We start from the raw sequence: 12,843 nt of genomic DNA, 5'->3' as shown, positions 1-12,843 counted from the left end.
GCGAAAGAGTGGATCAGGCGGCTGACGTCAGACTTTCGTCATGGGTCGCGCACCCGTTCCCGGGGTTTTCCCGGCCTACGGTCGGACCATGCGACACGACGACCCACGGCTTCCCACCTCACCCGGTTTCTGGCGCAGCCCGCTGCGCGGCACCTGGTTCACCTCGGTGCTCGGCCTCGTGCTGCTCGCCGGCATCACCGTGCTGTTCGTGACCGGACTGGTGTCGTACGCCGCCTACAACCCGAACCTGGCCCCGGTGAACGACCAGACCCCGGACAAGGGCGTCCTCGGCTTCTACCTGTTCTCGTGGCCGACGAACCCGTACTGGCTCTACCGGCTCACCCAGGGCCTGCACGTCACCCTCGGCGTCACCCTGATCCCCGTGCTGCTCGCCAAGCTGTGGTCGGTGGTGCCGAAGCTGTTCACACTGCCCCCGGCCCGCTCCCTCGCCCACGCGCTGGAGCGGATCTCGCTGCTGTTGCTGGTCGGCGGCGGCCTCTTCGAGTTCACCACCGGTGTCCTCAACGTCCAGCTCGACTACGTCTTCCCCGGCTCCTTCTACCCCCTGCACTTCTACGGCGCCTGGGTGTTCTTCGCCGCGTTCGTCGCGCATGCCGCGCTGAAGACACCGACGGCGCTCCGGGCCGTTCGCCAACGGCGCCGGGACGAGGCCGAGTTGGCGGCACCAAGGCCGGACACGGCCACCGTCTCCCGGCGCGGGGCGCTGTGGTTCGTCGGCGGGGCGTCCCTGCTGCTGCTCGTCACCACGGCCGGGCAGAGCATCGGGGGCGCGCTGCGGCGCACCGCCCTGCTCGCGCCGCACGGCGGAGCCGACCCCGGCAGCGGGCCGGACGGCTTCCAGATCAACAAGACGGCCGCCTACGCCGGGATCGACGCCAGGGCGACCGGCGGCGAGGCCTGGCGGCTGGTCGTCACCGGACGCGACGGCCGGACGGTCCGGCTCAGCCGTACCGAACTCCTCCGACTGCCCCTGCACAGCGCCGCGTTGCCCATCGCCTGCGTCGAGGGGTGGTCGACCTCCGACCAGTGGTGGCGCGGGGTGCGGCTGCGCGACCTCGCGGCACTCGTCGGCTACGACGGCGACCCGCCGGACGTGCTCGTCGAGTCGCTCCAGCTGCACGGCGCCTTCCGCCGCGCGGCCCTGCGCGCCAACCAGGTCGCCGACCCGCGCTCCCTGCTCGCCCTCCAGGTGAACGGCGAGGACCTGTCCCCCGACCACGGCTACCCGGCGCGCGTGATCGTGCCCGCCGCGCCCGGTGTGCTCAACACCAAGTGGGTGGCCCGGATGACCTTCGGAGACCTGTGATGCGCTCGCCCCTGCCCGTCGGCGCCCTGCTGCGGCGGCCGCGCCTCCCGCTCGGCAACCCCCTCCACATCCTGCTGCTGGCCTGCTCGTTCGCGCTCGCCGCCTATGCCGGCGTACGGCTGCTGGCCGGCGACTGGCTCGGGGTGACGCTGTGGGTGGTGGGGGCGGCCCTGCTGCACGACCTCGTCCTGCTGCCGCTGTACTCGCTGGCCGACCGGGCCGCGGTACGCGGGCTGGGCGCCGCCGGGCGCCGGGTGGGGGTACCGCCCGCGCCCTCGGGGCCGTCGGGGAGGGCGATGTACGTCCGCGTCCCGGCCGCGCTCTCCGCGCTGCTCCTGCTGGTGTGGTTCCCGCTGATCAGCGGGATGGTGGCCGGGCACTACCGGACGGCCACCGGCCTGTCCTCGGACGGTTACCTGGCCCGCTGGCTGCTGATCACCGCCGTGCTCTTCGGCGGTTCGGCGCTGCTGCTGGTGTGGCGGCTGCGCAGGGCGACGAAGCGGCGCCCGCCGGCCGCCCACTGACCGGCCCGCTCCCAGCCCCACGCGTACCCCAGCAGGGCCGCGGTGCCGAGCCGCGCCCAGAGGAAGGGGGCGCCGACCGCCTCGTGGGCGTCGGTGAGGTGGACATGGGCGCGTTCGTCGACGTCCACCGGTGCGGTCTCGGCGATCAACAGGCCGCCGGGAGTGAGGAGTTCGGCCACCCGGTCCAGCAGGTCGCGCGGGTCGCCGCCGATCCCGACGTTGCCGTCCATCAGCAGGACGGTGCCCCAGCGGCCCTCGCCGGGCAGCGGCTCGAAGACCGAGCGGCGCAGCGCCTGGCCGCCGAGGCGCACGGTGTGGTCGACGGCGGCCGCACTGACGTCGATGCCGAGTACGGTACGGCCCCGGGCGGCGAGCTCGGCGACGAGCCGCCCGGGGCCGCAGCCGACGTCGAGGACGGCGCCCTCGCAGCGGTCCAGGACCTGCCGGTCGACCGGGTCGGCCCGGGCACACCAGCGCTCGACCTCCAGCGGCAGCAGCCACCCGTCGGTGCGGCGCAGGAACAGCGGGCCCCGGCCGGTGCGCAGGGCGGCGGCGTAAGGGTCGGCGCCGGTCCAGGCGAGCGGCGGTGAGGTGGTCATCGGCGGCCCGTCCCGCTGTGCGCCGTGCACCGGGCCAGGCGGGCGGCGAAGCGGCCGTGCGGGGCGAGGGCGGCGACGGCGACGGCGTCCGCGGCGGTGTCCACGTCCCGCAGCCGCGGCAGGTCCTCGACCCGCAGCCCGGCGGCGACGAGCCGCCGCCGCTGGACCGCGCCGGTCTCCGCCGTGGACATCGGCACCCCGCGCAGCAGCGCGGGGTCCGGGTCGGCCAGCCCCAGCGCCCAGAACCCGCCGTCCTCGGCGGGACCGAAGTACGCGTCGCGGTCCGCGAAGTCCACGGTGAGCAGGGCCGGGGTGACCTGGGGGGTGTCCATGCCGATGAGCAGGGCCGGGCCGGAGCAGTGGGCGAAGGCGTCGGCGAGGCGCGCGTCGAGGCCGCCCGCGCACTGCGGTACGACGTCGAAGCCGGGCGGCAGCCAGGGGCCGGGGTTTCCGTCGAGTACCAGGACGCGGCGGGTGGCGGGGGTCCCGGCCACGGCGCGCAGGGTGTCGGCGAGGGACGCCTCGGCGAGCGCGGCGGCCTGCTCGGGTGTGAAGGGCGGGGTGAGCCGCGTCTTGACCCTGCCGGGGCGGGGTTCTTTCGCGATGACGAGAAGGGTGGTCATGTGGGGGTTCCTTGGCTGGTGCGGGTGGGTGGGGGCGGGGGGATGTCACTTACCGGCGCTGGCAGCGCGCCCCGTCAGGGGCGCGGGGAACTGCGCGACCAGCCCCCACCGGCCCGCAGCCGGGGTGGCTCGTTGAGCACCCGGCTCATGTCCCGCACCGCCTGCCACGTGCCGCGCCAGGTCCCCGTCACCTTGGACGTGCCGGTGCGCGGCAGGTACGCCACATCGCGTTCGGTGATCCGCCACCCCGCGTCCGCCGCCCGCACCACCATCTGGAGCGGATAGCCGCTGCGCCGGTCGTCGAGGGACAGCGCGAGCAGCGGCTCACGGCGCGCCGCCCGCAGCGGACCGAGGTCGTGCAGCCGCAGCCCGGTACGGCGCCGCAGCATCCGCGCCAGCGCCAGGTTCCCGGCCCGGGCATGCGCCGGCCACGCACCCCGGCCCTGCGGTCGCCGTCGGCCGAGCACCAGGTCCGTCTCGCCGTCGCGGACTTCCCGCACGAACGGCACGAGGAGCCCCGGATCCAGCGAGGCGTCGCAGTCGCAGAAGCAGACGATGTCGGCGGTCGCGGCGGTCAGCCCCGCATGGCACGCCGCGCCGAAGCCGCGCCGCGCCTCGTGGACGACGGTCGCGCCGAGCGCCCGGGCGATGTCCGCCGAGCCGTCCGTGGAGCCGTTGTCCACCACGAGGGCCCGCCAGCCCGCCGGGATCCGGCCGAGTACCCAGGGCAGGGCCTCGGCCTCGTTCAGACAGGGGAGGACGACGTCCACGTCCGTCGTCGGAGAGGTTGGTGAGGTGGTCACGGTTGTCACCCTACGAACGTGAACCGGACATACCGGGCGTCGGCTCCTTACGAAACGCGGACGTCGGGACCGGCGGCCCACCTCCCCGGTTTCTTACGAAACGCGGACGTCGCACCCGGTGCCCACCCTCGGGCGCGACACCCGCGACGGCCCGGTGCGAGGGTGGGTGCATGCATCAGCCGTACGAGCTCACCGAGGACCGGGCCGCCCCCGCCGCCGCCCGGGTCCTGGTCGTCGACGACGATCCGACCGTCGCCGAGGTCGTCACCGGGTATCTCGACCGCGCCGGTTACCTGGTCGACCACGCCGGCGACGGCCCCACCGCACTGCGCCGCGCCACCGCCCACTGGCCGGACCTGGTGGTGCTCGACCTGATGCTGCCCGGCATGGACGGCCTGGAGGTCTGCCGGCGACTGCGCGGCCACGCCCCCGTCCCGGTCATCATGCTCACCGCGCGCGGTGACGAGGACGACCGGATCCTGGGCCTGGAGGTCGGCGCCGACGACTACGTCACCAAGCCCTTCAGCCCCCGCGAACTGGTCCTGCGGGTGGAGTCGGTGCTGCGCCGCGCCCGCCCCGCGCCCGCCGCGTACTCCTTCTCCACCGCCGGGGTCACCCTCGATCCGAACGCCCGCCGTGCCACCAAGAACGGCACCGAACTCGCCCTCACGCTGCGCGAGTTCGACCTCCTCGCCTTCTTCCTGCGGCACCCGGGGCGGGCGTTCGGCAGGGAGGACCTGATGCGCGAGGTGTGGGGCTGGGACTTCGGTGACCTGTCCACCGTCACCGTCCATGTCCGCCGGCTGCGCGCCAAGGTCGAGGACGACCCGGCCCGGCCGCGGCTGATCCAGACGGTGTGGGGCGTCGGCTACCGCTTCGATCCCGACGCCGACGAGCAGGAGGTGGACTGACATGCGCGACACCCTGCTGATCGCCCTGTACGCCCTGGCCGGTGCCGCCCTCACCGGGCTCGCCGGAGCGGCCGCGCTGCGCCTGCTCCGGCGCCGCTCGCTCACCCTGTCCATCGCCGTGGTCGCCGCCGTCGGCGTGGTCGCGATGCTCGCCGGCACTCTGGCCGTCGCCTGGGCGATGTTCCTCTCCTCGCACGACCTGTCGGTGGTGACGACGGTGGTCGCGATGGCGGCCGCGGTCTCGCTCGCCAGCGCGCTGATACTGGGCCGCTGGGTCGGCGCCCGCAGCCGTGAACTCGCCCTGGCGGCCCGCTCGTTCGGCGAGGAGGGCGACTTCGCCGTGCCCGCGGTCCCGGCCACCGCCGAACTCGCCGAGGTGAGCCGTGAGTTGGCGGCCACCAGCGCGAAGCTCGCCGAGTCCCGGGAACGGGAACGCGCGTTGGAGACCTCGCGCCGGGAGCTGGTCGCCTGGATCTCGCACGACCTGCGCACCCCGCTGGCCGGTCTGCGCGCCATGTCGGAGGCGCTGGAGGACGGTGTCGCCACCGACCCGGACCGCTATCTGAAGCAGATCCGCACCGAGGTCGAACGCCTCAACGACATGGTCGGCGACCTCTTCGAGCTCTCCCGCATCCACGCCGGGACGCTCGCGCTGAGCCCGAGCCGGATGTCGCTGTACGACCTCGTCGGCGACGCCCTCGCGGGCGCCGACCCGCTGGCGCGCGAGCTGGGCGTACGGCTGGTCGGCGACCGGGTGGAGCCGTTGCCCGTCGAGGTGGACGGCAAGGAGATGAGCCGGGTGCTGGGCAACCTGCTGGTGAACGCCATCCGCCGGACGCCGCCCGACGGCACGGTCGCGGTCGCCGCCGAGCGCGGTCCCGAGGGTGTCGTCCTGTCCGTCACGGACGGCTGCGGCGGCATCCCCGAGGAGGATCTGCCGCGCGTCTTCGACACCGGCTGGCGCGGCAGCCACGCCCGGACGCCGCCTGCCGGCGCGGGACTCGGCCTCGCCATCGTGCGCGGGATCGTGGAGGCCCACCAGGGACGGGCCACCGTACACAACATCCCGGGCGGCTGCCGCTTCGAGGTGGTGCTGCCCACCGCCGCTTCGTGATCGTGGGCAGCACCACCGGTCCGTCCGGGGGCTATGCGCCCCTCGCGAACTCCCGCATCCCCTCCGCGAACCCGACCTCGGCCTTCCAGCCCAGCTCGGCCCGCAGCCGCGAGGAGTCGGCGGTGATGTGCCGTACGTCCCCGAGCCGGAACTCCCCGGTGACCACCGGCCTCGGCCCGCCATGGGCCTCGGCCAGCGCGCGGGCCATCTCGCCGACGGTGTGCGGCTCGCCGCTGCCGGTGTTGTAGACGGTCAGCGCACCCGGCTCCGGCCGTGCCTCCAGGGCGACCGCGTTGGCGGCGGCCACGTCCCGGACGTGCACGAAGTCCCGGCGCTGCCGCCCGTCCTCGAACACCCGGGGCGCCGCACCCCGGGCGAGCGCCGAACGGAAGAAGGAGGCCACGCCCGCGTAGGGGGTGTCACGGGGCATCCGGGGCCCGTACACGTTGTGGTAGCGCAGCGACACCGCCGAGCCGCCCGTCGACCGGGCCCAGGCGGCGGCCAGATGCTCCTGGGCCAGCTTGGTGGTGGCGTACACGTTGCGCGGATCGACCGGCGCGTCCTCGGCGACCAGCCCGGGCGCCAGCCGGGCACCGCACACCGGGCAGTGCGGTTCGAACCGCCCGGCCTCCAGATCGGCGACCGCGCGCGGCCCCGGCCGTACGACACCGTGGCGCGGACACTCGTACCGGCCCTCCCCGTACACGACCATCGACCCGGCCAGCACGAGGTGCCGTACCCCCGCCTCGGCCATCGCGGCGAGCAGCACGGCCGTACCGAGATCATTGCGGGAGACGTACTCCGCCGCGTCCCCGAACCCCACCCCCAGCCCGACCATCGCGGCCTGATGGCAGACCGCGTCCATGCCCGCGAGCGCCCGCCCGACCGCCGCCGGATTGCGTACGTCGGCGCCCGGATCGTCGCGCACGTCGAACACGACCGCCTCGTGCCCGCGCGCCGCCAGCGCCTCGACGACATGGGACCCGATGAACCCGGCACCGCCGGTGACCAGTACACGCATACGGCCACGCTAGGCCCGCCCCGGCACCGGACCACGCGACCGCGCCCGCACGTCACGACTCCGTAAGAGGTGGCACCGGAGCCGGCCGTCTCACGCCTCCTCCGCGCGCAGTCGACGAGATGACGCGTTCGCCGTCCTGGGAGGCGTGGAAGCCGGCGCGGACGAAGTCGGGCGCCCCTACGCCTTGGGGGGCTTGACGGCGATGTCGAGGAAGAAGGCGTCGATGCTGCGCACCGCCGTCTCGAACTCCGCCAGGTTGACGGGCTTGGTGACGTAGGCGTTGGCGTGGTGGTGGTACGCGCCGGTCACGTCGTCGGGAGCGACGGACGTGGTCAGTACGACGACCGGGATGGTCCGCAGCTCCGCGTCCTCCTTCACCACGGCGAGTGAAGCCATCGTCCTGACCGGCCTGGACGAACCCCGCGCCGGAGTCGAGTCCCTCGCCGCCGGCGCCCAGGACTATCTCGTCAAGGGCAAGGTCGAACCCGACCTGATGCAGCGCGCCGTCCGCTACGCCGTCCAGCGCAAGCAGGCCGAACTCGCCAACGCCGCCCTCCAGCTCGGGCGGCTGCGCGCCGAGGAGAACGCCCGCCTGGAACGCGGGCTGCTGCCCGAACCACTGCTGTCCTCGACCGCCGTCACCGCCTCCAGCCGCTACTACCCCGGACGCGCCCAGGCCCTGCTGGGCGGTGACTTCCTCGACGTCGTCCAGACCGACGACGGGCAGGTCCACGCGATCATCGGAGACGTCAGCGGCCACGGCCCGGACGCCGCCGCGCTCGGGGTCTGCCTGCGCATCGCCTGGCGCGCGCTCACCCTCGGCGGCCACCGCGCCCAGCACCTGCTGCACCTGCTGGAACAGATACACATCGCCGAACGCGCGGGCAGTGACCTGTTCACCACCTGCTCCCTCATCACCCTGGACCCGCGGGCCGCCACCCTCACCCTGCACCTGGCCGGCCATCACGAACCCCTGTTCGTCCCCCCCCGACGGCACCCGGCAGGTCACCGCCGCCCACGGCATCGCGCTCGGCATCGCACCAGGACTGGGCGACTGGCCCGCCACCACGCTGGCGCTGCCCGCCGACGGAGCGCTCATCGCCTACACCGACGGACTCATCGAGGGCTTCGCGGACGGTTCCGGCGACCGGCTCGGAGTGGACGGCCTGCTGCGCATCATCGACACGCTGCACACGCCCGATCCCGGCACCCACCTGGACCGGCTCATCGCCCGCACCGCGCCCTCAACGCGGACCGCCACACCGACGACCTCGCCGTCCTGCGCCTGGACTGGAACACGGGCGCGTCCGGCGGCCCGGCTCACTCCTCCTGAGGGGTCTTCGCCAGTTCCGCGTTGAACTGGGCGCCGGTCAGCAGCGCCAGGTTGGACAGCCACAGCCAGACCAGGAAGATCACGACGCCGCCCAGCGAGCCGTACAGCCGGTGGTAGCTGCCGACATGGGAGGTGTAGAGGCTACAGCCCAGCGAGACGGCCAGCAGGAGGACCACGGCCAGCACACCGCCCGGCGCCATCTTCCCGACGGGGCGGGAGGACTCGGGGCCCGAGTGGTACAGGACGAGCACCGTGACGACGGTGACCGCGACCACCACGGGCCACCGGAGCGCGTGCCAGGCGGCCTGCGGCCCGGTACCGAGATCCAGCGCCCGGCCCAGGAACGCGACCAGGCTGCCGGTGAGGAACAACGCCAGAACGGAGGTGAGAAGCAGCAGGATCAGGACCAGGGCCGTGGTGATGATGCGGGGCGCGGTCCGCCAGACCGGCCGATGCGAGCTGGTCCGGTGCATGGCGTGCAACGCCCGACGGAAGACGCCCAGGTAGCTGGATCCCGACCACAGCGCTGCCGCCCCGCCCAGGAAGATCAGCGCCCAGGCCGCCGACGACTGACCGGCCATCTGCCGCAGGGTGCCGCGCAGCAGGACACGGGACTCGAGCGGGGCCGCCTGCGTGATGCGGTCGATGACCTCCGGCTTGGCCGTGGGGATGGTCAGACCCAGGACCGAGAGGATGACCAGCAGTACGGGGAACAGGGCCAGGACCGCGTAGTACGTCAGCGCGGCGGCCCAGTCCGTGACGTCGTCGTTCCAGACGGCCACCGGGGTCCGGCGCAGCGCCCCCCACCACCGAGCCGTACGACCGCCCGCATCATCCATGGGACGGATGCTCTCACTCCTCGGTGGCCGGGGCGGGCAGCAGCTGGGCTCAGTGTCGGCGGGTGGCCCGGACATGGAGATGGTTCAGGGCGTCCACCACCACGGTGTTGTGATGCCAGAGCAGCCAGCGGCCCACCTCGCCGCCGAGCTGCTCCAGCGCGGCCAGCTGGGCCGGCGCCAGCTCGTGCAGCGGGTGTTCGTGGTGGGTGGAGATCATGCCGACCACGGCCCCTCTCGGGCTGACCAGGGGGACGCTGTGGCAGGCGCGGCTGCCGGCCTGCAGGATCACCTGCCGGGAGCGCTCGTCGAAGGTGTCGCAGGAGCCGACGTCCTTCACGGTGACCTGCCGCGCCTCCTCGGCCGCCTGCGCGCACGAGGTGGTTCCGCTGTCGACGAAGGTGAAGTAGTCGGTGAACCGCCGGTTCAGCCCGGTGTGCCGCACCATGCGCAGCAGCCGGTTCTCCACCAGCTGCACGTTGCCCATACGGGTTCCCGTGATGCGCAGTGTGCGCCGCAGCGCGGCATCGAGGACCGCGCCCTGCCCCTGCGGGGTTCCGTCCAGGTCCAGGGCGGGCAGCGGGGGAGGGCCCCCGTTCGGACGGCCCGCGACCCATCGCGGGGCCGTCGCCGCAGGGGCCGGAAGCCGGACGACGGCAGCGGCGAGGGTGTGCAGTTTGAGGTTGAACCGCTGGGACGCGTCGCGCAGCAGCTCGAACGACTCCTCGCGCGAGGAGAGCTGGTAGTACGTCAGCAGCAGCGTTTCGGCGCGGGCCACACCGGCACGCGCCAGCCGCCTGTTGCGCTCGTCCAGGGCCCGCTGTTCCTCGGGCTCGTCGGCCGGCGGCGCGGCAGGGATGTGGGAATACTCGGCCATAGGCAGACCTCCTCGTCCGGCAACGGGATCGTGACGCCGTCCGGCCGCCCGCGCCGGAACACCGTGCCAGGATGTCCACGGCCCGAAGCGCGCCGATCGGCGCTCACCGTACGCATGCCCCGTCCGCGCTCCGACAGACCACCCGCTCCCACGACCCCGTCCACGGTGTGCCGGAGTGTCCCGCAGCGATGAGTTCCGGCCGGGGCGGGAGTCTGTTCCGGTGACCGTCTCAGGACGTCGGTCACACGTCGTACGACGCTGCCCGGAACCGGACACCACGGAGGACACCATGACGCCCACGCCCGACGAACCGACCACCGCGCTGCCCGGCCGCCCGCCCGTGGTCGACCTGGCCGCCTGGCAGGCCGCCCGTGACGAGCTGCTGGTCCGCGAGAAGGCCCACACCCGTGAGGGCGACGCGATCGCCGCGGCCCGCCGCCGGCTGCCGATGGTGGAGTTCGACGGGACGGCCGAGGTCGTCGGACCCGACGGCCCGGTCCCGTTCCTGGACCTGTTCCAGGGCCGCGACGAGCTCGTGGTCTACAAGCACATGTGGCACGACGGCGCGCCGCACCAGGGGCAGTGCGAGGGCTGCACCACCACGGCCTGGCACCTCCAGGACGCCTCCTACCTCAACGCCCGCGGAGTGTCGTACGCCGTCCTGACCACCGGCCGGTGGGACGAGGTGGCCCCCTACGTCGAGTTCATGGGCTACACCCAGCCGTGGTACTCGGTGCGCGACGTGGCGGGACCGGCCGGCGGGCCCATGGGTTACCTCACCAGTTATCTGCGCGACGGCGACCGCGTGTTCCTCACCTACTCCACGACGGGCCGTGGCAACGAGCGGGTCAACGGCTCCCTCGGCCTGCTCGACATGACGCCCTACGGCCGCGGCGAGGCATGGGAGGACAACCCCGAGGGCTGGCCCAAGGGCGACAGCGCCTGCTGGTCCTGGCGCTCGGACGCGGACGGGAACGCCACCTGGGGCCCGACCAGCCGGCCCGTGCCGCAGTGGACCCGCCCCGGCGCGACCCCCGTGGAGACCCTCGGCCGGCACGGCCACCACCACTGACACCGGCCGGGTCCACGTCACGGCGCCGGCACGGTCAGGCGGGCTGCCACAGTTCGATCCGGTTGCCCTCGGGGTCGATGACCCAGCCGAACCGGCCGACACCTTCCATGTCCTGCGTCTCCTCGGCCACGTCCGCTCCCGCGGCGCGGAGCTGCGCGAGCATGGCGTCCAGGTCACGGACCCGGAAGTTGAGCATGGTCTGCTGGGTACGGGAGCCGAAGTAGTCGGTCCCGGACTCGAAGGCCGCGAAGACCGTGGGCCCGGCCTGCTGGTGCCACAGCCCGTGGTTGTCGATGTCCAGGCCCAGGCAGTCGCGGTACCACGCGGTCAGGGCCGCCGGGTCCGCGGCCCGCAGGAAGTAACCACCGATTCCAAGCACACGTTCCATGCCGTCATCCTGCCAGCAGGGTGGTGTACGGGCGTCGGCAGCGGGCCGTGTATGCCCGGGACGGGCATGATCATCGTGCTCCGGAGCAGGTCGGCGGCGGAATGATGACCATCGGCCGGTATCCGGGGAAGGAGTAGCCTGCCACGCCGTCCCCAAGGAGAGTCGCCACGTGCGTTCCGTCCTCGCCCTCGCGCTCGACTGTGTCGTCGGAGCACTGGAGAAGACCCCCGGACCGGCCGGCGTCGCCCTGCACCGGGCTCCCGGCCCCGGACGCGCCCAACTGGCGGACACCGGCTACGAGATCGTCAGCACGATGCCCTCCGGGGTACGGCTGGAGATGCTCACGGACGCCACCGAGATCGAAGTGGACGCCCGGCTCACCCAGGTCGTGATGGCGGGATCCGAGCCGTCCGACGCCGTCTTCGACCTGGTCGTCGACGGCGAACTGCGGGCCCCCGTCACCAGCTCCGACCAGACCCTCGTCCATGTCGACCCGGCCACCATGGCCCTGGACGACGAGCCGGCCCCACCGGCCACCGTACGGTTCACACCGGGCGCCGAATCCCGCGAGCGCCGGGTCGAGATCTGGCTGTCCAACGCGCTGGCGACCCAGCTCGTCGACGTACGGATCCCGGAGGGCGCGTCGGTGCGACCGGCTCCGGCGAGCGGTCCGGTGTGGGTGCACCACGGCAGCTCGATCAGCCAGTGCTCGGAGGCGGACCGCCCGACCGGCACCTGGCCGGCGATCGTCGCCCGGCGCGCGGGCCGCTCCCTGGTCAACCTCGGCCTCGGCGGCGAGTGCCACCTCGACCCCTTCATGGCCCGGGCCATCCGCGACCTGCCCGCCGACGCGATCAGCCTCGAACTGGGCATCAACATCGTGGCCGGCGACACCATGCGGGAACGCACCTTCGTCCCGGCGTTCCACGGCTTCCTCGACACCGTCCGCGACGGGCACCCGGACACGCCGATCCTCGTCATCAGCCCCATCGTCTGCCCCGCCGCCGAAACCCGGCCCGGCCCCACCCTGCCGGGCGCCGACGGCCGGGTCCGCACCCTCGACCGTCCCGCCGAACTGACGGTGGGCTCACTGACGCTGACCCGCGTCCGCGAGCTGCTGGCCGAGCATGTGGAGCGCCGCCGGAACGCCGGTGACCACCGGCTCCACCTCATCGACGGCACCACGCTCTTCGGCCCCGAGGACACCGCCGACCTCCCCGACGGTCTCCACCCGAACCCGGCCGGCTACGCCCGCATGGCGGACCGCTTCCTGCCCCGGTCGTTCGGCGAGGCGGGGCTGTTGCGGTAGGACGGTAGGACGGAACGCCGGACGGGCCGGTCCCGTGACAGATGTTCACAGTCCGACTGGACCCGCAGATTTAACCGCACACCCCTTGTTACGTCAGTTCTACGCG

Annotated in this window: 13 protein-coding genes and 2 pseudogenes; 7 read left to right on the top strand and 8 right to left on the bottom strand. The window is 73.4% G+C overall.

Annotated elements, in window-relative coordinates; all coding sequences use genetic code 11:
* Nucleotides 1–88 precede the first annotated feature (88 nt).
* Both ACGFZQ_RS16025 and ACGFZQ_RS16020 read left to right on the top strand, forming a co-directional pair.
* The gene (locus tag ACGFZQ_RS16025; protein WP_393840888.1) at nt 89–1,327 is read left to right on the top strand and encodes a molybdopterin-dependent oxidoreductase; all 1,239 of its coding nucleotides are present in this window, start codon (nt 89–91) and stop codon (nt 1,325–1,327) included.
* Nucleotides 1,327–1,851: a hypothetical protein gene (locus tag ACGFZQ_RS16020; RefSeq protein ID WP_393840887.1), complete on the top strand. Its 525-nt coding sequence runs from the start codon at nt 1,327–1,329 to the stop codon at nt 1,849–1,851. Before ACGFZQ_RS16025 ends, ACGFZQ_RS16020 begins: the two co-directional genes overlap by 1 nt.
* Here the strand turns inward: ACGFZQ_RS16020 and ACGFZQ_RS16015 are convergent.
* From ACGFZQ_RS16015 to ACGFZQ_RS16005, 3 genes are all read right to left on the bottom strand, one after another.
* The gene (locus tag ACGFZQ_RS16015) at nt 1,740–2,450 is read right to left on the bottom strand and encodes a class I SAM-dependent methyltransferase (protein ID WP_393840886.1); all 711 of its coding nucleotides are present in this window, start codon (nt 2,448–2,450) and stop codon (nt 1,740–1,742) included. The genes ACGFZQ_RS16020 and ACGFZQ_RS16015 overlap by 112 nt on opposite strands.
* Entirely contained in the window at nt 2,447–3,073 is a 627-nt protein-coding gene (locus tag ACGFZQ_RS16010) for a DUF2064 domain-containing protein (RefSeq protein WP_351729544.1), read from the bottom strand. Before ACGFZQ_RS16010 ends, ACGFZQ_RS16015 begins: the two co-directional genes overlap by 4 nt.
* A 74-nt stretch (nt 3,074–3,147) precedes the next feature.
* Nucleotides 3,148–3,885 carry a glycosyltransferase family 2 protein gene (locus tag ACGFZQ_RS16005; RefSeq protein WP_393840885.1) on the bottom strand — a complete coding sequence of 246 codons (738 nt, stop codon included), beginning with the start codon at nt 3,883–3,885 and terminating at the stop codon, nt 3,148–3,150.
* Nucleotides 3,886–4,046: 161 nt separating this feature from the next.
* Here ACGFZQ_RS16005 and ACGFZQ_RS16000 point away from each other — a divergent pair, with 161 nt between their 5' ends.
* Nucleotides 4,047–4,787: a response regulator transcription factor gene (locus ACGFZQ_RS16000; RefSeq protein WP_393840884.1), complete on the top strand. Its 741-nt coding sequence runs from the start codon at nt 4,047–4,049 to the stop codon at nt 4,785–4,787.
* A gap of 1 nt (nt 4,788) precedes the next feature.
* Nucleotides 4,789–5,901 carry a sensor histidine kinase gene (locus ACGFZQ_RS15995; RefSeq protein ID WP_393840883.1) on the top strand — a complete coding sequence of 371 codons (1,113 nt, stop codon included), beginning with the start codon at nt 4,789–4,791 and terminating at the stop codon, nt 5,899–5,901.
* Between the two features lie 31 nt (nt 5,902–5,932).
* Here the strand turns inward: ACGFZQ_RS15995 and ACGFZQ_RS15990 are convergent, their stop codons facing one another.
* Both ACGFZQ_RS15990 and ACGFZQ_RS15985 read right to left on the bottom strand, forming a co-directional pair.
* The gene (locus tag ACGFZQ_RS15990) at nt 5,933–6,922 is read right to left on the bottom strand and encodes an NAD-dependent epimerase/dehydratase family protein (RefSeq protein WP_393840882.1); all 990 of its coding nucleotides are present in this window, start codon (nt 6,920–6,922) and stop codon (nt 5,933–5,935) included.
* Nucleotides 6,923–7,099: 177 nt separating this feature from the next.
* A pseudogene (locus ACGFZQ_RS15985) lies at nt 7,100–7,309 on the bottom strand (response regulator); the annotation flags it as partial.
* Between the two features lies 1 nt (nt 7,310).
* Between ACGFZQ_RS15985 and ACGFZQ_RS15980 the strand changes: the two are divergent.
* Nucleotides 7,311–8,255: pseudogene (locus tag ACGFZQ_RS15980) on the top strand (PP2C family protein-serine/threonine phosphatase); the annotation flags it as partial.
* Here the strand turns inward: ACGFZQ_RS15980 and ACGFZQ_RS15975 are convergent.
* Both ACGFZQ_RS15975 and ACGFZQ_RS15970 read right to left on the bottom strand, forming a co-directional pair.
* Complete coding sequence (locus tag ACGFZQ_RS15975) at nt 8,243–9,094, bottom strand: YihY/virulence factor BrkB family protein (protein WP_393840881.1); 852 nt, start codon at nt 9,092–9,094, stop codon at nt 8,243–8,245. The pseudogene ACGFZQ_RS15980 and the gene ACGFZQ_RS15975 sit on opposite strands and share 13 nt — an antisense overlap.
* Nucleotides 9,095–9,143: 49 nt before the next feature.
* Nucleotides 9,144–9,968, bottom strand: a complete 825-nt coding sequence (locus tag ACGFZQ_RS15970) for an ANTAR domain-containing protein (protein ID WP_393840880.1) — start codon at nt 9,966–9,968, stop codon at nt 9,144–9,146.
* 289 nt (nt 9,969–10,257) lie between these two features.
* Here ACGFZQ_RS15970 and ACGFZQ_RS15965 point away from each other — a divergent pair, with 289 nt between their 5' ends.
* Nucleotides 10,258–11,040: a DUF899 family protein gene (locus ACGFZQ_RS15965; RefSeq protein ID WP_393840879.1), complete on the top strand. Its 783-nt coding sequence runs from the start codon at nt 10,258–10,260 to the stop codon at nt 11,038–11,040.
* Between the two features lie 34 nt (nt 11,041–11,074).
* On the opposite strand, the gene ACGFZQ_RS15960 is transcribed toward ACGFZQ_RS15965, so the two are convergent.
* The gene (locus ACGFZQ_RS15960; protein WP_393840878.1) at nt 11,075–11,428 is read right to left on the bottom strand and encodes a VOC family protein; all 354 of its coding nucleotides are present in this window, start codon (nt 11,426–11,428) and stop codon (nt 11,075–11,077) included.
* Nucleotides 11,429–11,597: 169 nt separating this feature from the next.
* On the opposite strand from ACGFZQ_RS15960, the gene ACGFZQ_RS15955 reads away from it, so the two are divergent.
* A complete protein-coding gene (locus tag ACGFZQ_RS15955; protein WP_393840877.1) occupies nt 11,598–12,737 on the top strand; it encodes an SGNH/GDSL hydrolase family protein in 1,140 nt (379 codons plus the stop codon).
* Nucleotides 12,738–12,843: the final 106 nt, after the last annotated feature.

The sequence above is a fragment of the Streptomyces sp. NPDC048254 genome (assembly GCF_043201895.1).
Classification (GTDB): Bacteria; Actinomycetota; Actinomycetes; order Streptomycetales; family Streptomycetaceae; genus Streptomyces.
Note: the sequence above shows the minus strand (reverse complement) of the source record. Positions and strands in the feature narration are given on the sequence as shown.